The sequence below is a fragment of the Streptomyces roseicoloratus genome (genome assembly GCF_004117935.1).
GTDB classification, from domain to species: domain Bacteria; phylum Actinomycetota; class Actinomycetes; order Streptomycetales; family Streptomycetaceae; genus Streptomyces; species Streptomyces roseicoloratus.
On the sequence record NZ_SDOY01000111.1, the window covers coordinates 1 to 20,727 of the forward strand.

Below are 20,727 nucleotides of genomic sequence, written 5' to 3' on the forward strand. Positions count from 1 at the left end.
CGCCGCACCCGGCGCGGCCCCGCCCCCGCCGCCTCCGCCCGGCGGGGCCGTCCCGCCGCCCGCGCCTCCGGAACCGGTGGCGGGTCCGCCCCGGCCGAGCGGCGACGAACTCGACTACGCCGGCCTCGTGCTGTGCGGTGCGGACGAGCGGAGCGAGCGGCGTGGCCGGCTGTTCCCGGGCGCGCCGTCCGACGCCGGGGCCGCCCGGCACCGGCGTCTCGCCGAGACGGTCGCCGCGCTGCCGCTGCCCCGGCATGCCGTACGGCCGCGGGAGTCGGCCGGTTCCTTCGACCACCGCTTCGACGCGGGGGCGCGCGCCGACATCCCCTCGGACGGCACCTGGCACACCATCACCGTCGGGGAGGTCGCGGTCGGTCTGCGCACCGAGTACCTGACCGTGCCGTCCGTGGAGCAGACCGTCTACGCGACGCTGGTGCTGTCCAACGCCTCCGACCGGGCGCTGCTCGCAGGCCCCGTGGAGGTCGTCGTCGACGACGAGTTCCTGCTGACCACCGGGCTGCCGACGCTCGCCCCCGGTGCGGTGCGGCGCGTGGGTCTCGGACCGGCCGAGGGCATCCGGGTCACCCGGCGCACCAACCTCCACGAATCGACGGCGGGTCTGCGCGGCGGCACCACCGTGCTCGACCACCGCGTCCACGTCGAGCTGGCCAACACGCTGGCCCGCCCCGTCACCGTCGAGGTGCGCGAGCGGGTGCCGGTCACCTCCGAGTCGGACGTCAGGATCGAGGAGCGGGCCGACTGGACGACGCCCGGGGACGGTGGCGGGACGGACGCCTCCGGGCCGCACGGTCCGGAAGGTGTCGGGGGACCGGAGGGGGCGGAGCAGCATGCCGCCGGCACCCGCGTCTGGCGGGTCGCCCTGCCCGCCGGCGGCACCGTCGTCCTCGACGGCGGCTACGAGATCCGCATCCCGGCCGGCAAGGCCCTGGTCGACGGCAACCGCAGGAGCTGACACACCCATGACCACGGTCCCGAAGAACACCGGAATCCCGGACACGCCCGCCGCCGGGCCGTCGGCGGCCCCGCCGCTCCCGCTCCCCGTCACCGCCGTCACCTGTCTGGAGGACCGTGCCCACGTGGAGCGCACCGCCGTGCTCCAGCTGGAGGCGGGCGTCCGGCGGCTGCGGCTCGGGCCGGTCAGCGCGCTGGCCGTCGACCGCACGCTGCACGCCGAGCTGACGGCCGATCATCCCGCGAGCGTGCTCGACGTACGGCTGGTCCGCGGTCGGCGGCCGTCCGCGCCGGGTCCCTCCGCGGACGACTCCGCGCTGCGCCGGCGCGCCCATGCGCTCGAGGAGGAGCTCGCGGACGGGGAGCGGCGCCGGGACCGGCTGAAGACCCGGCTCGATCTGCTCGCCCGGCTCGCCGCCGACCTGCTGCGGGAGATCGGCGAGGGCGCCGGAGCCGGGGAGACCGACCGGCGGCGCTGGGCCCGCGAGCTCGACCGGGTGGACGCCGAGCGCGAGACCCACGGTGAGGAACTCCGCGCCGTGGAGGCCCGGTTGTCGGCCGTCGCCACGGAACTCGCCCAGGTCGAGCACGGCCTGGGCGACTCGGAGGAGGAGCCCGCCGAGCTGGTCGGTCACGTCGAGCTGACGGTGGAGTCCGCCGTCGCCGGTCCGGCGCGGCTGCGTCTCGGGCATCTCACCCCGTGCGCCCTGTGGCGGCCCGCCTACCGTGCCGTGCTCGACGGGGACGCCCTGACGCTGGAGACCGAGGCCGTGGTGTGGCAGCGCACCGGCGAGGACTGGTCGGACGTACGGCTGACGCTGTCCACCGCCAGGTCCTCGCTGGCCACCGAGCCGCCCCGGCTGACCGAGGACCGGCTGACGCTCAAGGACCGTTCGGCGGAGGAGCGCCGGACGATCGCCGTCGAGCTGCGCGAGGAGGAGACCTCCGCGCTGGGCCCGCTGCCCGTGCTCGGGCTGCCGGGCGTCGACGACGGCGGCGAGGCCCGTGTGCTGACCGCCCCGGCGCCGGTACGCGTCCCCGGCGACGGGCGCGCGCACCGGGTGCCACTGTCGGTGTTCACCGCCCCGACGCGCAGCGAGTACGCGTGCGCGCCCGAGCTGTCGCCGCTGGTCACGCAGGTGGTGGGGTTCGACAACCGGTCCGGGCACGCGCTGCTGGCCGGACCGGTGGACCTGATCCGGGGTGGCGGCTTCGTCGGACGGGGCACGCTGGACTTCACGGCGCCGGGTGCGCCCGTCGAGCTGGCCTTCGGCAGCCGGGACGACCTCCGGGTGGTCCGCAGGACCGAGGAGACCCGCGACACGACGGCGCTCGCCCAGCGGACCGTGGTCACCCGTACCGTGCGGCTCCATCTGTCGCGCTTCTCCGCGCCCGGCGAGCGGAGCGAGCGCGTGGTCGCCGTCCGCGAGCGGATACCCGTCTCGGAGGTGTCGGCGGTCCAGGTACGGCTCCGCAAGGAGGCCTCCTCCCCCGCGCCGGACGCCCTGGACGCGGACGGCATCGTCCGCTGGGACGTGCCGCTCGCTCCCGGCGGCCGGCGCACGATCACGCTGGTGTACGAGATCACCGCGAAGGGCTCGGTGGTCGGCGTCTGACGCGCGGAGGGCTTGCGCCGGGGCGCGCCGGGCGCTGCCGGCTCAGCGTCCCTGGAGCGCCTTGACGTTGTCGCCGAAGGTCCAGTTCCTCGAGCCGTCCCAGTTGGCCGACCAGGTCATCAGGCCCTTGAGGGCGCCGCCGTAGTGGTTCCAGGCCTGGGCGACGGCGGACGGGGTCAGGTGGCCGCCGCCCGCGCCGGGCTGCGCGGGGAGGCCGGGGACCTGCTTGTCGTACGGCACGCGGATGGTGGTGCCCTGGACGACCAGGCCGCGGTTCAGGCAGTCGGTCTGGGCGACGAAGCCGGCGACGGTGCCGGCGGAATAGGAGTCGCCGGAGCAGCCGTACATGCTGCCGTTGTAGTACTGCATGTTGAGCCACCACAGGCGGCCGTTGTCCGCGTACTTCTTGATGATCGGGAGGTAGGCGCCCCAGATCGAGCCGTAGGCGATGCTGCCGCCCGTGACGTACGCCGTCTCCGGAGCCATCGTGAGGCCGAAGCCGGCGGGCATGCGGGCGAGGACGCCGTCGATGATGCGGACGAGGTTGGCCTGCGAGGCGGACAGGGTGCCGATGCTGCCGCTGCCGACGAGGCCGGTCTCGATGTCGATGTCGATGCCGTCGAAGTTGTACGTCTTCAGGATCGGCACGATCGTCTCGACGAAGCGGTCGGCGACGGCCCGGGAGCCGAGGTCGATTCCGGCGGCGGCGCCGCCGATGGACATGAGGACGGTGGCTCCCGCGGCCTTGGCGCGGCACATCTCGGCGGGGGTGGGGACGCGGACGGTGCTGTCCATGCCGTCCTCCCAGAGCACCGTGCCGTCGGAGCGGATGACGGGGAAGGCGGTGTTGATGACGTTGTAGCCGTGGGCGGCGAAGCGCGGGTCGTCGATGGGCGCCCAGCCGAAGGGTGGGTGGACGCCGTTGGCGGCGCCGTCCCAGTTCTCCCAGTAGCCCTGGAGCACCTTGCCGGCGGGCCTGGGCTTGAGGGCACAGGTGTCCGCGGCGGGTCCGGCCGCGGCCCGGGCCGTGGTGGCGGGTTCATGGCCGGCGCCGGCCGCGGTGGCGGGGGCCGAGAGGGCGGTGACGGCGGCGAGCAGGGTGGCGAGCCCCGCTCCGAGGGCGTGGACGATCCGGTGACCTGGCATGCGTGCTCCTTGGGACGTGGGGGGATGATCGGTCCTGAGCATGGCGAGTGCGGGGCGTCACGTGCGGCCCCTTCGACCGTAGATTGGTCCAGACCAAGCGTCAACACCCGTGCCGCACGCGGCCGTTCAGGGCACTGCGCTCCCCTCGCCATCGCACCGCCGGTGTCCCGTGGAACGCGGCGCGGCTCGGCTCGGCTCGGCGCGGCTCGGCGCGGCGCGGCTCGGCGCGAGTGGTACGCCGGTCGGCGTGTACGTCGGGCACTGCCGGGATCTCGCCCCGGACGCCGTCTACCGTGAGGCGTCGGACCTGAGCGTCAGGTGACGGCAGAGGAGGCGGCGACATGACCGGACCGAGCCGGCCGAGCGGGCCGAACGGCGATTCCGGCAGGTCACGGGCCCACCCGGTCTTCGCGCGCTTCTACGCCAAGGTTGCCGGGCCCGCCCTCGACAAGGCCGGGGTCGCCGAGCACCGCCGGCGGCTGCTGTCCGGGCTCACGGGCGACGTCATCGAGGTCGGAGCCGGGAACGGGCTGAATTTCGGCCATTACCCGCCGGGCGTCCGGCACGTGCTCGCCGTCGAGCCGGAACCCCGGCTCCGTGCGCTGGCCCGCCAGGCGGCCCGTACGGCACCGGTGCCGGTGGAGGTCACCGCGGGCGTCGCGGAGGAGCTGGCCGTGCCGGCCGCCTCGTACGACGCCGCCGTCGTCTGTCTCACCCTGTGCTCGGTGTCCGATCCCGGTGCCGCGCTCTCCGAGCTCCACCGCGTCCTGCGGCCCGGCGGCGAGCTCCGGTTCTTCGAGCACGTGCGTGCCGAGTCCGCCGGCATGCGCCGCGTCCAGCGCGTCCTCGACGCCACCGTCTGGCCCCTGCTGGTGGGCGGCTGTCACACCGGCCGCGACACGCGCGCCGCGATCACGGCCGCGGGCTTCTCCCTCACCTCGATCGACACCTTCCCGTTCCCCGAGACCCGCGTCCCTTCCCCGGCCGCCACCCACATCCTCGGCACGGCCGTACGCCTCCCCGGCTGACGGCACCCCGCCCGTGATCCGCGCCGGGCCTCCGGCCTGCCCTCCCATCCGGCCTCGGGCCCGAACCCGAACCCGAACCCGCATCCGCATCCGATCAGTTTCGGAGAAGCCTTCGGACGCACGTGCTCCCTAGCATGGAGATCAGCGAGCAGCACCCCACAATGCCCACCACGCAAGGAGCAGTTGAGCCATGACGGATGCCAGGAAGACCACGCGCGACACCAGGACCACCGACGCCGCGGCCGACGGCTTCACCGAGGAGGAGCGCGGCGCGATGAAGGCGCGCGCCAAGGAGGTGCGGGCGGCCTCGCGCGCCGGTTCGGCCGCGGAGAAGGCGGCCGCGTCAGAGGCCGAGGTGGTCGCCAAGATCGCGGAGATGCCGGAGGACGACCGCGTCCTCGCCCAGAAGGTGCACGAGCTGGTCGGGGAGGTCGCGCCGGAGCTCGCGCCGCGGCTCTGGTACGGCATGCCCGCCTACGCCAAGGACGGCAAGGTGCTGTGCTTCTTCAAGCCGGCGTCGAAGTTCAAGGCCCGGTACGCCACCCTGGGGTTCAGTGACGTGGCCGCCCTGGACGACGGTGTCATGTGGGCGACCGAGTTCGCCGTCACCGGCCTCGGACCGGCCGTCGAGGAGCGGATCGCCACGCTGCTCAAGACCGCGGCGAACTGATCACGCCCCCGTGGCGGGCCCGGCTCCCGGCAGGGGACGCTCCTTTCGGCACACGCCCTGGTCGCGACGGGGCGAAGGACCGCGCGGCGGGCTGTGCGCAGGGCCGGTCGAGAGGCCGCGGGAGGGACGCTGACATGGCCGGAGCGCAGGACGGCGGCGGCCGGGACGAAACGGATTTCCCTCCCCACGGAGGGATGTACCCGTTCCGGTGGTTTGGCCGAACTCCCCGTAGACCGGATAGATGCCTGAGGCATGTAGTGGAACGATCGACGACCGAACGTCCGAGAGGCCCCCCCATGACCGAAACCGTGGCCTTCCCTCAGAGCCGTACGTGCCCCTACCACCCGCCCGCCGCCTACGACCCGCTCCGCGACGAACGCCCCTTGTCCCGGGTGACCCTGTGGGACGGACGGCAGGTGTGGTTCGTCTCCGGCCACCAGGCCGCCCGCGCGCTCCTCGCCGACCAGCGGCTCTCCACCGACTCGACCCATCCCTCCTTCCCGATCCCGACGGAGCGGGTCGCCGCCGTGCGCACCCGGCGCCGCGCCGCCCTGCTGGGCTGGGACGACCCTGAGCACAACGTCCAGCGGCGGATGCTGATCCCGAGCTTCACCGTCAAGCGCATCGAGGGCCTGAGGCCCCGCATCCAGGCGACCGTGGACCGGCTGGTCGACGCCATGGAGGCGTCGGGACCGCCGGCGGAGCTGGTGAGCGCGTTCGCGCTGCCCGTGCCCTCGATCGTCATCTGCGACCTGCTCGGCGTGCCGTACGAGGACCACGAGTTCTTCGAGGAGCAGTCCCGGCGGCTGCTGCGCGGGCCGACGAGCGAGGACACCGAGGACGCGCTGGCCCGGCTCGAGGGCTATCTCGGCGACCTGATCGACGGCAAGCACGCCGAACGGGGCGAGGGCGTCCTCGACGACCTCGTCGCCCGGCAGCAGCGGGACGGGACGCCCGGCCGCGACGAGCTGGTGCAGCTGGCGAGCATCCTGCTGATCGCGGGGCACGAGACGACGGCGAACATGATCTCCCTCGGCACGTACACGCTGCTCCGCCACCCCGAACGCCTCGCGGAACTGCGCGCCGATCCCGGTCTCCTGCCGGGTGCGGTCGAGGAGCTGCTGCGGTTCCTGTCGATCGCGGACGGGATGCTGCGGGTGGCGCGCGAGGACGTCGAGGTCGGCGGGGTGGTGATCCGGGCGGGCGAGGGCGTGGTGTTCTCGACCTCGCTGATCAACCGTGACTCCGCGGCCTACGCCGATCCGGACAGCCTGGACTGGAAGCGCTCGGCGCGGCACCACCTCGCGTTCGGCTACGGGATCCACCAGTGCCTGGGGCAGAACCTCGCCCGCGCGGAGATGGAGATCGCGCTCGGGACGCTGCTGCGCAGGCTGCCCGGACTGCGGCTCGCGGCACCCGCCGAGGAGATCCCGTTCAAGCCGGGCGACACGATCCAGGGGATGCTCGAGCTCCCCGTGGCGTGGTGAGGGACCGCTGATGCGCATCTCGATCGACACGGACGTCTGCATCGGCGCCGGCCAGTGCGCCCTGGTCTCGCCCGAGGTCTTCACGCAGGACGACGACGGTTTCGGCACGGTCGTCCCGGGCCGTGCGTCGGACGCGGGCGGCCCGCTGGTCCGCGAGGCCGCCCGCTCCTGTCCCGTACGGGCCATCACGGTGGAGGAGGTGACGGCGTAGCGGCCGGGCGATCGGAGGCGGGTGCCGCCGGGTGGCAGCGGTCGCGATCAAGCGGCGCCGTCGCGCAGGAGCACCCGCGCCACGGTCCTGCCCGGCGTCGCGAGCTCGGCTTCCACGGCGGTCGCCCGTGTCGGCCCGAGCTCGACGACCGGCTCCTGCCGCCCCGTGCGGGCGAGGTGACGGATCCGCAGGTGGGTGGGCGGATGGGTGGCGTCGACGCGGTGACCACGCCGTTCGGCGGCGCGGCGCAGACGCTCGTACTCGTGGGCGGGGACCCCGCGGACCCCGGCCGCGACGCGCTCCCACAGGCCGTCGGCCGCCTCCTCGGGCCGGCCGGCCGGCGTACCGCGGCGGGCGGGACCGCCGGAGCGCGTGCGGGCGGCGACGATCTCGCGGTACGGCGCCGCCTCGGCGCTGCGCGACGCGAGGAGCCGTTCCATCAGCCCGACCGCGGCGTCCCGGCCGGCGATCCGGGCGGCGGCGGCGTCGGCGAGGTACTCGGCGCGCTGCGAGGCCCGCAGCGTCGCCTGGTCCAGGAGCAGGATCAGGCCGTACACGCCCCAGCGCGGGATCGCGGTGAGCAGGTTCGTGAACATGTCCAGGAGGGAGCGGCCCGCGCTCGGCACGAGCATGTACAGCCAGGTGGTGAGGGAGTTCAGCGCGCTCCCGAACAGGAGGGAGTGCCGGGTGTCGCCGTGCGCGTAGTGGCCGAACTCGTGCCCGAGGAGCGCGACCTTCTCCTGAGGGGTGAGGACGGCCCACAGGGGCATGCCGAGGCGCAGCACCCGGCGTTGCCGGATGCCGTACGTGACCACGCTGGCGTTCACGTCGGCGTCGAGTTCCACGACGTCCACGCCCCTGGTCCCGACCGCGCCCGCGATCTCGTCGAGGAGGCCGAAGAACCGGGGAGCGTCGGTCCGTTCGAGCCGGGGCAGTTCGGACTCCGGCCCGTCCGGGCGGCCGAACCGGGGCCGCAGGAGGAAGGCGAGCGCGAGCAGCAGCCCGCCGGCGTAGGGTTGGGCGCCTTCGCCCCATCGGGCGATGAGGAGCCAGAGGCCCAGCAGCGCCAGGGCGGAGGTCAGCGCGTGGACGGCCAGGGCCAGGGCGTTGGCTAGAACGGTGGCCGGCCCGCCGGCGGCGCGGTGCCGCGGCGGCGTGCCGCCGGTCGCGGAGACCGGCTCCCGCACGAGGTCGTCGAAGAGCTGCTCACCGTACCGGTGCGCCATGGCCCGCCGCAGCCGCTCGACGCGGTCGGTTCGCGGGTCGGCACCGGTGTCGCCGTCGTCATCGCCGGCGGGGTCGACGTTCCAGTCGCAGGCGGCGCACCAGGTGACGAAGCGCGGATCGACGGGAACGGGCCGTCCGCAGTCGGGGCACGTCTCCGTCGCCCGCTCACCGGCGGCGTCCGGCGCGCCCGTGCCGACCGCCGCGGGGGCCGGCGCGGCGCCGCCTTCCGTGGCCGCCGCTCCACACCGTTCGACGGCCGCCGTCCCGCCCCCTCCCGAGGCCGTCTCGCCGCTCACCGCCGTGGCCGCCGCCGGTCTTCCGCTTGTCGTCCCCACCGGTGTTCCCGCCCCTTGTCGCTCTGGATCTGCGCGCACCCTACCTGACCAGGCCCGAGGCCTCACCGGAGAAAGCGCGTGCTCCTGCCGGCACGGACGAGCCCCCGGGAGGGGTCTCCCGGGGGCTCGTCCGTGCCGTGGGCGCGTGGTGTCAGAAGGTGAGGTTCCAGGCGTCGACGCGACCCGTGTCCTGGTTCGCGAGGTCCTGGACGCGCAGCTTCCACGTCCCGTTCGCCGTCTCGGCGGAGGCGTTGACCGTGTAGGTCTTCAGCACGTTGTCCGTGCTGTCGCTGTTGGGGAAGTCCTCCAGCAGGTACACGGTGCCGTCCGGCGCGACGAGCGAGAGCACGAGGTCACCCCGGTAGGTGTGCTTGATGTCGACGCCGACCTTGAGGGTCGCCGGGGCGTTGCCGGTGACGCCGGCGACGGTGATGGCGCTCTCGACGGTCGCCTTGTCCCTGATGGTGACGTCGGTGAGGTTCTCGAAGTACGTGCCGGTGGGCGGCTGGGTGGTGCCGCTGACCGCCTTCAGGGCGTCGACCTGGCCCTCGCCGAAGAAGCCGTTCTTCGTCGTGGTGCCGGTGCAACGGCTGTCGGACGGGCAGGCCTTGTCGGTGGCCTGGGTCGCGAGCGCGTTGCGGATGTCCGCCGGGGTGTACGCCGGGTTGGTGCTGGCGATGAGCGCGGCGACGCCGGCCACGTGCGGGGAGGCCATCGACGTACCGCTCTTGGAGCCGTACTTGCCGCCGGGCAGCGTCGAGTAGACGCCCGTGGCGCCGTCGCCGCCGGGGGCGGTGACGTCGATGACGCCGTTGCCGAAGTTGGAGTACGAGGCCTTCGCGCCGCCGTTGGCCTGGGCGGAGACCGTCACGACGCCCGGGAGTTCGGTCGGGATGTCGATGCAGGCGTTGGTGATGGTGCGGGTGACCGGCGTGGAGTCGTTGGGGCTCTCGCTGTCGGTCGTCTTGTTGGCCAGGTCGTAGTTCGCGTTGCCGGCCGCGGCGACCTGGAGCGAGCCCTTCGACTCGGCGTAGGCCTGGGCGCGGCGGACGCCCTCGATGATGGCGGCCTGGTCGACGTTGTCCGGGCAGTTGAACTGCCACGGGTCGGTGTAATAGCTGTTGTTGGTGACCTTGAAGCCGTGGTCACCCGCCCACATGAAGCCGCAGATGGTGTTCTCCGCGAAAAACAGGCTGCTGGTGGGCTCGGCGATGCGCACGGAGGAGATCTTGACGCCGGGGGCGACGCCGATCACGCCCTTGCCGTTCTTGGCCGCGGCGACGGTGCCGGCGACGTGCGTGCCGTGGGTGCCGACGTCACGCCAGGCTCCGGCGCGGGTGTCCGCCTTGCCGTAGGCGCAGGAGACGGAGTCGGCGGCGTTGAAGTTGGGCGCGATGTCCTGGTGCTGGTCGTCGACGCCGGTGTCCAGGATGCCGACCTTGACGGTGGCGGAGCCGGTGGTGACGGCCCAGGCCTGGTCGGCCTTGATCTGGGTCATGTCCCAGCGGTTGGACTCGTTCAGCGTCGTGGTCGACTGCGACGGGTTGGCGGGCAGCGCCGGGTTGTACGCGTCGGAGGGCACGTCGGAGGTACGGGTCGCGCCGACCTGCTGGACGCCGGAGACGCCGCGCATCGTGGCGGCGAAGGAGGCGGAGGTGGAGTGCGCGACGACGACGCCGATGGCGTCGTAGGAGGCGAAGACGGTGCCGCCGTTGGCGGTGACGGCCGAGCGTACGGCGGTGGTGTCACCGGGCGTCGTGATGACGAGGTACGCGCGGGTGCCGGCGGCCCAGGCCGCGGCGGCCTTGGCGGGGGCCTGGGCGGCCTTCGCTCCGGTGGTGGCCTGGGTACGGGCGCCCGTGGCGGCCCGGCCCTCGGTCTGCGCGCTGCCCTGGGGCTCGATGCCGTTCGCGGCCCGGCCGTCGGCCTGGGCGGGGGCGGCGATGGCCACGGTGGCGCCGACGACGACGGCGATCGCGACCGGGAGTCTCAGCCGACTCGATATCTGGGAAAACAATGCGTCCTCCGATGGCCCGGAGGCGCGGGTGGCGCCGGCCGGACCGTGTGTGGTGTGGGGTGGACGCAAGATCCCAGAGGCCGGTAGCGGAAGAAAGGATTCTGCCCGGCATATCCCTTTCCGTTACCCATTGTTGATCTGACGGCATGCCACGTCCGGGACCAACGAGAACGGTCGGGACATACCGACCGGCTCGCGGCGCGGCGGCCGCGGGCCGCGGGCCGCGGGCCGCGGGCCGCGGGCCGCGGGCCGTCGTATGAGGCCGCGCTACACGGCGGGCCGCCGCGCGGGGGCTGCCGTATGCGGTCGGCTATGCGGCGGGCCGCCGCGCGTACACCTCGATCTCGATCCTCATGCGGGGGTCGGCGAGCCCGCACACGAGCATCGTGGCGGCCGGCCGTACGTCTCCGAAGCAGCGGCGCAGGACCGGCCAGCAGGGCGGGAAGTCCTCGCGGTCGGGCAGCATGTAGCGCACCCGCACGACGTCGGCGAAGCTGCAACCCGCCTCGCCGAGCGCGGCCTCGATGTTGCGCAGGCACTGCTCGGCCTGCTCCACCACGTCGTCGGAGATCGTCATGGTGGTGTAGTCGAAGCCGGTCGTCCCGGACACGTGAACCTGGTCGCCGTCCACCACGGCGCGGGCGTAGCCGATCTGTTCCTCGAAGGTCGACCCGCTGAGGATCGCACGTCTCTCCGTCATGCGCCGCACGCTAGAGGCTGTCCACCGATCGCGTCCATGGCGTCAGCGGCACCGACCGCCCCGGTCAGGGCGTCGAGTTCCTTCAGTGCCGCCGTCACCGCCGTCACCGACTCCGCGGAAGCCGGCAGCAGCGGCGGCCGTACGTCAGGGGTCGGCATGCGTCCCTGGGCGTGGAGGACTCCCCTGACGACCGCCGGGTTGGGCTCGGCGAAGAGGAGCGCGGAGAGCCGGGCCGGCCGGTGCGGTACGGGATGTGATGGACGATCAGCGGAACGGCGCTCTCGGCGGCGAGCGCCGCGAAGTGGGCGACCACGCCGTCCGGCGAGGGCCGGACGAAGGCGGGGACGGTGACCAGCGCGGCGCGCACCTCGGGCCATCGGCACCGGGGACGGCACACGGCCGGACGGGCTCGACGAGTACGGCCTGCGGTCGGACGGACCGGATGAGTTCGGCAGGCGCCCGGACGGGCTCGACGAGCTCGCACGCCGGCGGGACGCGCCGTGGATCATGCCCGGGCCGGAAACACTCTGCCGGGCGGTGACCGAACAGGTCTGCCGGGCCGTCGGGTTCGTGCCGCGGGTGCGGCATCAGGTGGACGGGTTCACGACGGTGCCGGCCTTCGTCGCGGCCGGTCAAGGAGTGGCGGTGGTACCGCAGTCGGGTGTCTCGGACCCGCCGCCCGGGGTGCGCCTCACCGCCCTTCCGCTGATCCGCCGGACCCGCGTCGCCTTCCGCGGCGGCGCCGGACCCCACCCGGCGATCGCGGCGCTGACCCGCGCGCTACGGGAGTCCGTACCGGAAGGCCTGGGCCGCGGGCCCGGATCGGGTACAGGATGATCCGCATGCACCTGAACCGACGCCCGTACGACACGTACCGTTGGCTCAAAGGCCCCTTGCAGAGCACCCTCGACGGTGCCCGGCGGGCCTGCGCCGACTGCGGGACGACGATCCGCGCCTACCGGTACCGGCAGCACCCACCGGAGTCCCGCTCGTACGAGCGGTGCATCGGCTTCGCGTGGTGCTCCGCGTGCCGGGTCTTCGCCGCGAACACCGTGTACGTCCCGCGCGAGCGGGCGCTCGTCGACCGCCTGGCGGGCCTTCCCGCCGGTCGGCGGGAGGCGCTGCTGCGCAAGGAAGCCGACCTGGTCGCTCACCTCGACCGCACGTGGGACAAGTGAGCCGCCACGGCGTCGGACGTCCGCGAGTGATGCGGTCAGGAGCCGGTCCTCACTGGCCCACGCGGCCGTCGATGCGTTCCCGCAGCAGGTCCGCGTGGCCGCAGTGTCGTGCGTACTCGGCGATCTGAGCCACCACGATGTCGCGGAGCTGCGCGTCCCCGGCGGGCCGGACCCCCGGGTCCGGGAAACCGGCGAGGAAGCGGTCCGTCACCTCGCACTCGGCGCGCCAGCGGCTCCACGCCTCCGCGACGACCTCCGGGTCGGCCACCGCGCCGTTCCAGTCGGCGTCCCGGTCCTCGGCCGTGCGGTAGATCCGGGGCAGCTCCTCGCCTGCCATCCGGCGCAGGTGCCGCTCGTCCTCAGCGAGGTGACGCAGCAGGCCGAGCAGCGACATCGTGGAGGGCGGCACCGAGCGCCGGGCCATCTGTTCCGCGTCCAGGCCCGCGCACTTCATCTCGAAGGTGAGCCGGAAGTAGCGCAGGCCGTCGGCCAGCGTGCCGCGTTCGCCGACGATCTCCTCCTCCGTCTCGCGCGGGTCGTCGTCCGGGTCGACCCACATGTCGGGTTCGACGGTCGACGGCGTCCAACGGGTCACCGCTGCTGCGCCGGTCTGCTCGGTTGCTGCCATGCGCGCATCCTCGCGGGGCCCGCGCGCCTCCGCCATCGAATATCGAACGCCTCCTGCAGGCCGATGCGCCTGCCGGAAGAAGGAGTTCAGAAGAGGTCGGGCGCGGCGAACAGCTCCTCGACCCAGAAGGCGCTCGCCTCGTGGCAGTCCGCCGCCGGGGACCCGGGAAAGAGGCGGAACCACGACACGGCGCGCGAGAGCGCGGCCAGCCTGACGGCGAGGGTCGCGGCGCGCCGCAGGTCCGGGAGCGGCACGCCGAGGTCCGTCCACGGCTCCAGGTACGCGTCGCGGACGGCCGTCACCGTCTCGGGGCCGTACCGTTCGCGGACGTCCCGCGCCGGCACGAGGAGGCTGGCGAAGGGATGCCCGACGGCGGCGTCGCCCCAGTCGAAGAAAGTGTAGCGGCCCGCGCCCGGTGCGAGGACCTGGCCGTCGTGCAGGTCGCAGTGGTCGAGCGAGTCGGGAAGGCCGATCGCGTCGAGTTCGGCGCACCAGTCGAGCAGCAGCGGACGCCGGGCGCGCAGGGCCTGCCGGGCCTCGGGTGCGAGGGTGGGGTTGGTCGCGACGAGGCCGTCGAAGATGTCCGGCAGCTGCCGGGTCCGCGCGCCGGGCACGCCGAGCTCCGTCATGCGGTCGGCGTACGGGGTGAGGGCGCGCTGCATCCGCGCGTACTGCCCGACCGCCACGAGCCAGTCCGCCGGACCCGCGTCGCCGCGGTCGAGGACGTCCCGGAAGAGCGGGCCGCCGTCGGGCAGGAGGCACCAGCCGCGCCGCGGGTCGACGGCGAGTGGCGTCATGACGTGTCCGGGAACCCATGCGGCGAGCGCGCCGCCGAGTGCGGCCTCGAACGCGGCGGCCGGGGCGCTCGCCTTGAACCAGACCGCGTCGCCGTCCCCGGCACCGGTGCGGAAACGGACGAGGATCGACCAGGGCCTGATCCGCGCCTCGCGGGGCCCGGCCTCGCGCAGCCCGTACCGGGCGAGCTCGCGCCCGGCCCAGCCCAGCGCGGCCCGGCGCCAGACCGGATCCTCCCAGGGCGTGACCGCGTCGCCGAAGCGGCCGCGGTCGACGGTCGTGGGCGGCTCGGACCGCTCGTGCGTCCCGGCGTCGGGGCGCGCACCGCGCCCGAGGTCGGTCCCGGCGTCGGTTTCGGTCCCGGCGTCGGTTTCGGTCTCGGCGTCGGTTTCGGTCTCGCTCCGCATCCGGCGATTGCATCACCGGGAGCGAGGCGACCGCACCCGAATTAAGGGGCCGGTCCGGAGCGCCGCCAGGGCGGCCGAGCAGGCTCGGTCCCCACGGACCGCGGCCTGAGATCCGCCTCGGCCCCGGCGCTCTACGGTCCCGGCCGGCCCGCCGGGTCTCGCCCCGCCCCGTACGGCAGGATCAGTCGCGGTCCGCCGCGCGGGCCGCCTTCTCCGCGCGCATCTCCTTGATGCGGACGTTCTCCTTGCGGACCTCCGCCTGGGTGGCGCGCTCCTTCTGGAGCCACTCCGGGTTCTCGGCCTTCAGGGCCTCGATCTGCTCGGTGGTGAGGGCGTCGGTCACGCCGCCGCGGGCGAGGCCGGAGATGGAGATGCCCAGCTTGGCCGCGACGACGGGGCGCGGGTGCGGGCCGTTGCGGCGGAGCTCGCTCAGCCACTCCGGCGGATCGGCCTGGAGGGCGCTGAGCTCGGCGCGGGAGACGGAACCCTCACGGAAATCGGCGGGGGTGGCGTCGAGGTAGACGCCCAGCTTCTTCGCCGCGGTGGCGGGCTTCATGGTCTGGGCGTTCTGATGCTGCGTCATGCTGACAAGAGTATCGGGCAGGTACGCGGTCCCCGACCACGGCCGGTAATCTGGCCTGGTGACAGGCTCGGACGCATCCTCCTCCCCGGCTCCCGCCCCCGGCTTCGGCCTCGACCCCGGCGTCGGCTCCGGTCCCGGCGCCGACGGCGAAGCGGTTCCGGGTGCCGCTGACGGCCCCGGCCTCCCGTCCGGAGCGGCGGCATCACCGGCCCAGGACCCGGCCTCGGCCCCGTCGGAAGCGCCGTCGTTCCGGCTGGCGTACGTGCCCGGTGTGACGCCCGGCAAGTGGGTGCGGATCTGGAACGAGCGCCACCCCGACGTACCGCTCGTCCTGACCCAGGTCACCGCGGCGGACGCGGAGGCGGCACTGCGGGAGCACGGCGCCGACGCCGCCCTGCTGCGCCTGCCGGTGGACCGTACGACGTTCAGCGCCATCCCCCTGTACACCGAGACGTCCGTGGTCGTGTGTCCCAAGGACCATCTGGTGGCGGCCGCAAACGAGGTGACCGTCGACGACATCGCGGACGACATCGTGCTGCATCCGCTCGACGACACCCTGGACTGGGAGCGCCCGCCAGGACAGCCGGCGTTCGAGCGTCCGGCGACGACGGCGGACGCGATCGAGCTGGTGGCGGCCGGCATCGGCCTGCTGATCGTGCCGCAGTCGCTGGCGCGTCTCCACCACCGCAAGGACCTCACCTACCGGACGATCACGGACACGCCGCAGTCGCAGGTCGCGCTGTCCTGGCCGGAGGAGGCCACCACCGATCTGGTGGAGGACTTCATCGGGATCGTGCGCGGGCGGACCGTGAACAGTTCGCGCGGGCGGAGGCCCGACGAGAAGGCGTCGAAGACGTCGAAGGAAGCGAAGGAAGCGAAGGAAGCGAAGGCCGACCGGGCCGCGCAGCCGAAGGGCCGGCAGCAGAAGCAGCAGCCCCGGCAGGGACAGAAGCAGGGGCAGAAGGCGGCCGGACAGAAGCGGCAGGCCACCGGTGGCGGCCCGCGCAGGTCCGGCGGCGCACCCAAGGGATCGCGCTCCGGCGGCTCCGGCAAGCCGCGCCGCGGACGCTGAGCCCAGGCCCGAGGCCGGTTCCGGGCCGGAGGCCGGGTTCCAGGCCCGAGGCCGGTTCCGGGCCCGAGGCCGAGATCGAGGCCCAGCCCGAGGCCCAGCCCGAGACCCAGTCCGAAGCCGGGGTCGAGCCCGCGGTCGAGGCCGTCCGGTGGCGGGCGCGCAGGCCCGGCGCTGGGATGAGGGCATGGACGATCGAGCCGGCCGCCGACGGACGGTGCTCCAACCGTGGACAGCGGTTCACCGGTGGACGGTGCTCCCCCGCTGGACGGCGGTTCACCGGTGGACGGTGATCCCCCGCTGGACGGCGGCTCCCTCGCGGGGCGTGGCCCCCTGGTGGGCGGTGCTGCCGCCGGTCGCCGGGGCGGCGGTCATGGCGACGGGTGTCCTCTCCATCGGCCTGTATCTCGTCGGGCTCGAGGTCGTGTCGCTGGTGGCGTTCGGTCTCGCCTGGGCCCTGTGGCTGGTGCTCGCCGGTGATGTCACGGCCCTGTTCCTGTCCGACCGGCGCGGCTGGGAGGCGCAGGCGGACACTCCGCCGGCGCTGACGGCCGTGGCGGCGACGTGCGTGCTGGGGGTGCGGTGCGCGCTCCTGGGGTGGGGGCCGGCGGGGATCGTGCTGCTGGGGATCGCCGCCGTCGCGTGGGTGGCGCTGCTCCCGGTGGTGCTCCGGCATCTGGGGCGGCGGATGCCGGGCGGGGTGTTCCTGATCTGTGTGGCGACCGAGGCGCTCGTGGTGGTCGCGGGGACGCTCGCGCCGCGCTACGGCCGCGGGTTCGCCTGGGCGGGTCTGGTGCTGTTCGCGCTCGGGCTCGTGCTGTACGGGGACGCGCTGGCCCGGTTCGACTTCCGGCAGGTCGTGACGGGCGCGGGCGACCAGTGGGTGGCGGGCGGCGCGCTGTCCCTGTCGGCGCTCGCGGGCGCGAAGCTCGCGGAGTCCGGCGACGTCCTCGGCACGGGTGGCGTCCTGCGGACGGTCTCCCTGGTGCTGCTCGGCCTGTCCCTGGTCTGGTACGGGGTGCTGCTCGCCGGTGAGGCGGTCCGGCCCCGCCTCGGCTACGACGTGCGCCGCTGGGCGACCGTGTTCCCGATGGGGATGACGGCCGTCGCCTGTCTGGCCGTGGCGACCGCGACGGAGGCGGGGTGGCCGGGACCGCCGGGGCGGGTGCTGCTGGGGATCGCCGCCGCGGCCTGGCTGCTCACCGCGTACGGCCTGGCACGGCGGGCGGCGGGTGCGCGGACGTCCGCTCAGACGTCGAGCGGGAGACCGGTGTAGTTCTCGGCGAGTTCGGCGGCGGCGTGCGGGGAGGTGGCTATCCGGTCGAGCTGGGACTGCTGCAGCCGGGTGTCGAAGGGCGACTGGGCCGGGTCGGTGTGCAGGGTCGTGGTCATGGCGTACGAGAAGTGCTCGGCCCGCCAGACCCGGCGCAGGCAGGTGTCGGAGTAGCCGTCGAGGAGCTCGGTCGAGCCGGTCTTCGCGTGGTGGGCGAAGGCCCGGGCGAGGACGATGACGTCGGCGGCGGCCAGGTTGAGGCCCTTCGCGCCGGTCGGCGGGACGATGTGCGCCGCGTCCCCGGCCAGGAAGACCCGGCCGTGGCGCATGGGCTCGGTGACGGAGCTGCGCATGGGCAGGACGGACTTCTGGGTGACGGGGCCGCGGATCAGGCGCCGGCCGGGGTCGGCGGTCAGTGCGAGGCGGGCGTCGAGCTCGTCCCAGACGCGCTCGTCGGGCCAGTCGGCCGGGTCGGTGCCGTTCGGGACCTGGAGGTAGAGGCGGCTGACGGACGGCGAGCGCATGCTGGCGAGGGCGAAGCCGCGCTCGGAGTGGGCGTAGATCAGCTCGTCGTACGCCGGCGGGGCCTCGGCGAGGATGCCGAGCCAGGAGTAGGGGTAGGTCCGCTCGAAGGTGCGCCGCTCGCTCTCGGGGACGGCGTGCCGGGTGACGCCGTGGTAGCCGTCGCAGCCGACGACGTAGTCGCAGGTGAGGGTCTTCTCGCGCCCCTCGTGGCGGTAGTGGACGCGGGGGCGGTCGGTGTCGGCGCCCTCGACGGCGGTGACCTCGGCCTCGAAGTGCAGCGGGCCGCCCTCGGCGAGCTGGAGGGCGACGAGGTCCTTGACGACCTCGGTCTGGGCGTAGACCCAGACGCGCCGGCCGCCGGTGAGGGCGGGGAAGTCGATGCGGGTGGCGCGGCCGTCGTGGCGCAGTTCGATGCCGTCGTGCGGGAGTCCCTCGGCGTCCAGGCGGGCGCCCGCGCCGGCGGCGCGGAGGGCGTCGACGGTGGCCTGTTCGAGGATGCCGGCCCGTTGGCGCCGTTCGACGTAGGAGCGGTCGCGGCTCTCCAGGACGACGCTGTCGATGCCCGCCTGGTGCAGGAGTCGGGCCAGGAGCAGGCCGGAGGGGCCTGCTCCGATGATGCCGACGGTGGTGTGCATGGGTCTCCTCGTCGCGTCGAACGTCAGGACAGGTGCGGGGCCGGCGCAGAACAGGAAGGCCGCCTCGTTGTTCGCATAGTGAAGAGAACTTCACTATGCTGGGAGTCTGGTGGCGGACGGGTTTCCCTGTCAACGGGGTGCCGCGCCCCGCCCGCGCCGTGTTCACTACCGTGGACCGGAGATCCATGACGGAGAGCCCATGCCATCCACCGAAGACACGAACGCCGGAGCGCCGCCGGAAGCGGTGACGCCCCTGCTGCGCGGGGTCGGCGTGCTGCGCCGGCTCACCGACGCCGGCGGCCGGATGGCGGTCGGCGAGCTCGAACGCGCCACCGGCCTCGCCCGGTCCACGGTGGACCGCGTCACCGGGACGCTGGCGCGCATGGGATACGTACGGATCGAGGGGCGCGACGTGCTGCTCGCGCCGCGCCTGCTCGAACTCGGCAACGCCTACCTGGCCTCCGTACGGCTGCCCGGCCTGCTCGGCGGACGGGCCGACGCGCTCGCCGACGCGCTGGACGAGTCGGTCTCGCTCGCCGTCCCCGACGGGGACGGGATCCGCTTCGTCCACCAGGCGACCCGGCGCCGGGCGATGTCGGTGAGCTTCCGCATCGGCGATCTGCTGCCCGCCGAACGGACCGCGCCGGGCGCCCTGTTCGCCTCCGAGTGGGACGCGGACGCGTGGACGGCGTGGCGCGAGCGGCGGGCCGCCGATCCTCAGGGCCGGCGCTTTCCCGCCGCTCCGCCGGGCGCGGCGGGCGCCGCGAGCACGGTCGGTGCGGTGGGCGCCGTGGACTTCGAGGAGCGGGCCGCGGAGGCGGGGGCGCGCGGCTGGGCCGCCGACGACCAGCTGGTCGAGGCCGGACTCGTGGCGCTCGCCGTGCCGGTGCGCGGCGATGACGGGCGGATCGTGTGCGCGCTGAGCGCCGTGAGCCACACCAGCCGGCACGACGCCGCCTCGCTGCGCGAGGCGCTGCTGCCCCGGTTGCGCACGGCCGCCGCCGCGATGGAGCGGGGGCTGCGGGAGGCGCCCGCGGCCGGGCCGAGCGGGCCGGGCCGCTTCTTTCGGATCGGGCCCGATCAGCGAGCGGCGTCCGGTGCCGTGGATCGCTCGGCGGAGGAGGGAGGCGATGCGGAGCATCGGCGACCGACGACAGCGCGGCGCGGCGCGGCGCCGGACGCCGCGAGCCCGGCAGGATCCGGAAGCGACGGCCTGGCGGCGTGGACCGGCGCGTCGAAGCAGGAGCTGGGCCGCGGGTTCGTGGAGTCGCTGGCGCGCGGGCTCACGGTGCTCACCGCGTTCGGCGAGGGCCGGCCGGCGCTGCCGCTGACGGCGGTCGCCGAGGCCACGGGCCTCGCCCGGGCCACCGCACGGCGGGCGCTGATCACCCTCGAACACCTCGGCCTGGTGGCGGTGGACGGCCGGGATTTCCGCCTCACACCCCGGGTCCTGTCCCTGGGCTTCGCGCCGCTGTCCCGCACCACGCTCACCCGGATCGCCCAGCCGCACCTCGCGGACCTGGCCGAGCGGGTGCGCGAGTCCACCTCGCTGGCCGTGCTCGTCGGCGGCGAGGTGCAGTACACCGGCCGGGTCGAGACCAGCCGCATCATGAACGTCCACATCACCATCGGCACCCGTTTCCCCGCGTACGCGACGTCCATGGGCCGCGTCCTGCTCGCCGATCTGCCGGCCGGCGAGCGCGCGGCCCGCCTCGACGCCTCCGCACCGCACGCCTTCACGCCTCGCACGGTGACGGACCGCGCCGAGCTCGACTCGCTGCTCGAGCGCGTCGGGCACGAGGGGTACGCACTGGTCGACGAGGAGCTGGAGGAGGGCCTGCGGTCGATCGCGATGCCGGTCCGCGACCGCGCGGGCCGGGCCGTCGCCGCCGTCAACGTGGCCCTCCACGCGAGCCGCAGGTCCGCCGAGGAGTGCGTGCACGAGGTCCTGCCGGAGCTGGCCGCCACGATCACCGCCATCGAGGCGGACCTCCACGTGACGGAGCGCTTCACCCGCGTGCCGGCGTCCTGAAGGCGTCCGGCGCCCCCGCGCGTGGCCGGCGGACCGCCGGCGTGTCCCTTGCGGGTCCGGCGTGCTCTTTGCCTGTCCAGCGTGTCCCTTGCGGGTCCGGCGTGTCCCCTATGGGTCCCCGGCGCGTCCCACGGCCGGCCGGCCGGGTACACCAGACCTGCCTGGCGTACCGAAGCGCCCGGTGTGCCCGACC

The 20,727-nt window shown here is 74.3% G+C and carries 20 protein-coding genes; 11 read left to right on the plus strand and 9 right to left on the minus strand.

What is annotated here, in order from left to right; genetic code table 11:
• A partial coding sequence (locus ESG85_RS13095) for a DUF4139 domain-containing protein (protein ID WP_128978754.1) occupies positions 1-973 on the plus strand: 973 nt, incomplete at its 5' end.
• A gap of 7 nt (positions 974-980) precedes the next feature.
• Positions 981-2,588, plus strand: coding sequence for a mucoidy inhibitor MuiA family protein (locus ESG85_RS13100; protein ID WP_128978756.1), 1,608 nt, complete (start codon positions 981-983; stop codon positions 2,586-2,588).
• A gap of 42 nt (positions 2,589-2,630) precedes the next feature.
• Here ESG85_RS13100 and ESG85_RS13105 read toward each other — a convergent pair whose 3' ends face one another.
• Entirely contained in the window at positions 2,631-3,734 is a 1,104-nt protein-coding gene (locus tag ESG85_RS13105; RefSeq protein WP_128978758.1) for a chitinase, read from the minus strand.
• 341 nt (positions 3,735-4,075) lie between these two features.
• On the opposite strand from ESG85_RS13105, the gene ESG85_RS13110 reads away from it, so the two are divergent.
• The 4 genes from ESG85_RS13110 to ESG85_RS13125 all read left to right on the plus strand — a co-directional run bounded on the left by ESG85_RS13110 (position 4,076) and on the right by ESG85_RS13125 (position 7,130).
• The gene (locus tag ESG85_RS13110; RefSeq protein ID WP_128978760.1) at positions 4,076-4,762 is read left to right on the plus strand and encodes a class I SAM-dependent methyltransferase; all 687 of its coding nucleotides are present in this window, start codon (positions 4,076-4,078) and stop codon (positions 4,760-4,762) included.
• Positions 4,763-4,952: 190 nt separating this feature from the next.
• Entirely contained in the window at positions 4,953-5,432 is a 480-nt protein-coding gene (locus ESG85_RS13115) for an iron chaperone (protein WP_128978762.1), read from the plus strand.
• Between the two features lie 296 nt (positions 5,433-5,728).
• Positions 5,729-6,919: a cytochrome P450 gene (locus tag ESG85_RS13120; RefSeq protein WP_128978764.1), complete on the plus strand. Its 1,191-nt coding sequence runs from the start codon at positions 5,729-5,731 to the stop codon at positions 6,917-6,919.
• Positions 6,920-6,929: 10 nt separating this feature from the next.
• A complete protein-coding gene (locus tag ESG85_RS13125; protein WP_128978766.1) occupies positions 6,930-7,130 on the plus strand; it encodes a ferredoxin in 201 nt (66 codons plus the stop codon).
• Between the two features lie 47 nt (positions 7,131-7,177).
• Here the strand turns inward: ESG85_RS13125 and ESG85_RS13130 are convergent, their stop codons facing one another.
• From ESG85_RS13130 to ESG85_RS36915, 4 genes are all read right to left on the minus strand, one after another.
• A complete protein-coding gene (locus ESG85_RS13130) occupies positions 7,178-8,653 on the minus strand; it encodes a M48 family metallopeptidase (RefSeq protein ID WP_128978768.1) in 1,476 nt (491 codons plus the stop codon).
• A gap of 190 nt (positions 8,654-8,843) precedes the next feature.
• Positions 8,844-10,595, minus strand: a complete 1,752-nt coding sequence (locus ESG85_RS13135) for a S8 family peptidase (RefSeq protein WP_128978843.1) — start codon at positions 10,593-10,595, stop codon at positions 8,844-8,846.
• Between the two features lie 424 nt (positions 10,596-11,019).
• On the minus strand, positions 11,020-11,409 hold the full coding sequence (locus ESG85_RS13140) for a RidA family protein (protein WP_128978770.1): 390 nt from the start codon (positions 11,407-11,409) through the stop codon (positions 11,020-11,022).
• The gene (locus tag ESG85_RS36915; RefSeq protein ID WP_374050372.1) at positions 11,406-11,567 is read right to left on the minus strand and encodes a hypothetical protein; all 162 of its coding nucleotides are present in this window, start codon (positions 11,565-11,567) and stop codon (positions 11,406-11,408) included. The genes ESG85_RS13140 and ESG85_RS36915 overlap by 4 nt, the downstream gene beginning before the upstream one ends.
• 379 nt (positions 11,568-11,946) lie before the next feature.
• On the opposite strand from ESG85_RS36915, the gene ESG85_RS13150 reads away from it, so the two are divergent.
• Complete coding sequence (locus ESG85_RS13150; RefSeq protein WP_246094981.1) at positions 11,947-12,246, plus strand: LysR substrate-binding domain-containing protein; 300 nt, start codon at positions 11,947-11,949, stop codon at positions 12,244-12,246.
• Positions 12,247-12,251: 5 nt separating this feature from the next.
• Positions 12,252-12,587: a hypothetical protein gene (locus ESG85_RS13155; protein WP_128978774.1), complete on the plus strand. Its 336-nt coding sequence runs from the start codon at positions 12,252-12,254 to the stop codon at positions 12,585-12,587.
• A 49-nt stretch (positions 12,588-12,636) separates the two neighbouring features.
• Here the strand turns inward: ESG85_RS13155 and ESG85_RS13160 are convergent, their stop codons facing one another.
• From ESG85_RS13160 to ESG85_RS13170, 3 genes are all read right to left on the minus strand, one after another.
• Positions 12,637-13,215, minus strand: a complete 579-nt coding sequence (locus ESG85_RS13160; protein WP_128978776.1) for a DinB family protein — start codon at positions 13,213-13,215, stop codon at positions 12,637-12,639.
• Positions 13,216-13,301: 86 nt separating this feature from the next.
• Complete coding sequence (locus tag ESG85_RS13165) at positions 13,302-14,417, minus strand: phosphotransferase (RefSeq protein WP_128978778.1); 1,116 nt, start codon at positions 14,415-14,417, stop codon at positions 13,302-13,304.
• Positions 14,418-14,598: 181 nt separating this feature from the next.
• Entirely contained in the window at positions 14,599-15,000 is a 402-nt protein-coding gene (locus ESG85_RS13170) for a DUF5997 family protein (protein WP_128978780.1), read from the minus strand.
• Between the two features lie 253 nt (positions 15,001-15,253).
• Here ESG85_RS13170 and ESG85_RS13175 point away from each other — a divergent pair, with 253 nt between their 5' ends.
• Together ESG85_RS13175 and ESG85_RS13180 are read left to right on the plus strand one after the other, a co-directional pair.
• Positions 15,254-16,072 carry a LysR family transcriptional regulator substrate-binding protein gene (locus ESG85_RS13175; protein ID WP_128978845.1) on the plus strand — a complete coding sequence of 273 codons (819 nt, stop codon included), beginning with the start codon at positions 15,254-15,256 and terminating at the stop codon, positions 16,070-16,072.
• A gap of 322 nt (positions 16,073-16,394) precedes the next feature.
• Positions 16,395-17,345 carry a tellurite resistance/C4-dicarboxylate transporter family protein gene (locus tag ESG85_RS13180; protein WP_246094982.1) on the plus strand — a complete coding sequence of 317 codons (951 nt, stop codon included), beginning with the start codon at positions 16,395-16,397 and terminating at the stop codon, positions 17,343-17,345.
• Here the strand turns inward: ESG85_RS13180 and ESG85_RS13185 are convergent.
• On the minus strand, positions 17,318-18,502 hold the full coding sequence (locus ESG85_RS13185) for a 4-hydroxybenzoate 3-monooxygenase (protein WP_128978784.1): 1,185 nt from the start codon (positions 18,500-18,502) through the stop codon (positions 17,318-17,320). The two genes, ESG85_RS13180 and ESG85_RS13185, sit on opposite strands and share 28 nt — an antisense overlap.
• Before the next feature lie 199 nt (positions 18,503-18,701).
• Here ESG85_RS13185 and ESG85_RS13190 point away from each other — a divergent pair, with 199 nt between their 5' ends.
• On the plus strand, positions 18,702-20,534 hold the full coding sequence (locus tag ESG85_RS13190; RefSeq protein WP_128978786.1) for an IclR family transcriptional regulator domain-containing protein: 1,833 nt from the start codon (positions 18,702-18,704) through the stop codon (positions 20,532-20,534).
• Positions 20,535-20,727: the final 193 nt, after the last annotated feature.

Coding starts and splice junctions, on each gene's coding strand:
- ESG85_RS13105 (WP_128978758.1), bottom strand. CDS start 3,734: ATGCCAGGTCACCGGATCGTCCACGCCCTCGGAGCGGGGCTCGCCACC.
- ESG85_RS13100 (WP_128978756.1), top strand. CDS start 981: ATGACCACGGTCCCGAAGAACACCGGAATCCCGGACACGCCCGCCGCC.
- ESG85_RS13190 (WP_128978786.1), top strand. CDS start 18,702: ATGCCATCCACCGAAGACACGAACGCCGGAGCGCCGCCGGAAGCGGTG.
- ESG85_RS13160 (WP_128978776.1), bottom strand. CDS start 13,215: ATGGCAGCAACCGAGCAGACCGGCGCAGCAGCGGTGACCCGTTGGACG.
- ESG85_RS13155 (WP_128978774.1), top strand. CDS start 12,252: ATGCACCTGAACCGACGCCCGTACGACACGTACCGTTGGCTCAAAGGC.
- ESG85_RS36915 (WP_374050372.1), bottom strand. CDS start 11,567: ATGCCGACCCCTGACGTACGGCCGCCGCTGCTGCCGGCTTCCGCGGAG.
- ESG85_RS13140 (WP_128978770.1), bottom strand. CDS start 11,409: ATGACGGAGAGACGTGCGATCCTCAGCGGGTCGACCTTCGAGGAACAG.
- ESG85_RS13185 (WP_128978784.1), bottom strand. CDS start 18,502: ATGCACACCACCGTCGGCATCATCGGAGCAGGCCCCTCCGGCCTGCTC.
- ESG85_RS13115 (WP_128978762.1), top strand. CDS start 4,953: ATGACGGATGCCAGGAAGACCACGCGCGACACCAGGACCACCGACGCC.
- ESG85_RS13110 (WP_128978760.1), top strand. CDS start 4,076: ATGACCGGACCGAGCCGGCCGAGCGGGCCGAACGGCGATTCCGGCAGG.
- ESG85_RS13165 (WP_128978778.1), bottom strand. CDS start 14,417: ATGCGGAGCGAGACCGAAACCGACGCCGAGACCGAAACCGACGCCGGG.
- ESG85_RS13125 (WP_128978766.1), top strand. CDS start 6,930: ATGCGCATCTCGATCGACACGGACGTCTGCATCGGCGCCGGCCAGTGC.
- ESG85_RS13170 (WP_128978780.1), bottom strand. CDS start 15,000: ATGACGCAGCATCAGAACGCCCAGACCATGAAGCCCGCCACCGCGGCG.
- ESG85_RS13120 (WP_128978764.1), top strand. CDS start 5,729: ATGACCGAAACCGTGGCCTTCCCTCAGAGCCGTACGTGCCCCTACCAC.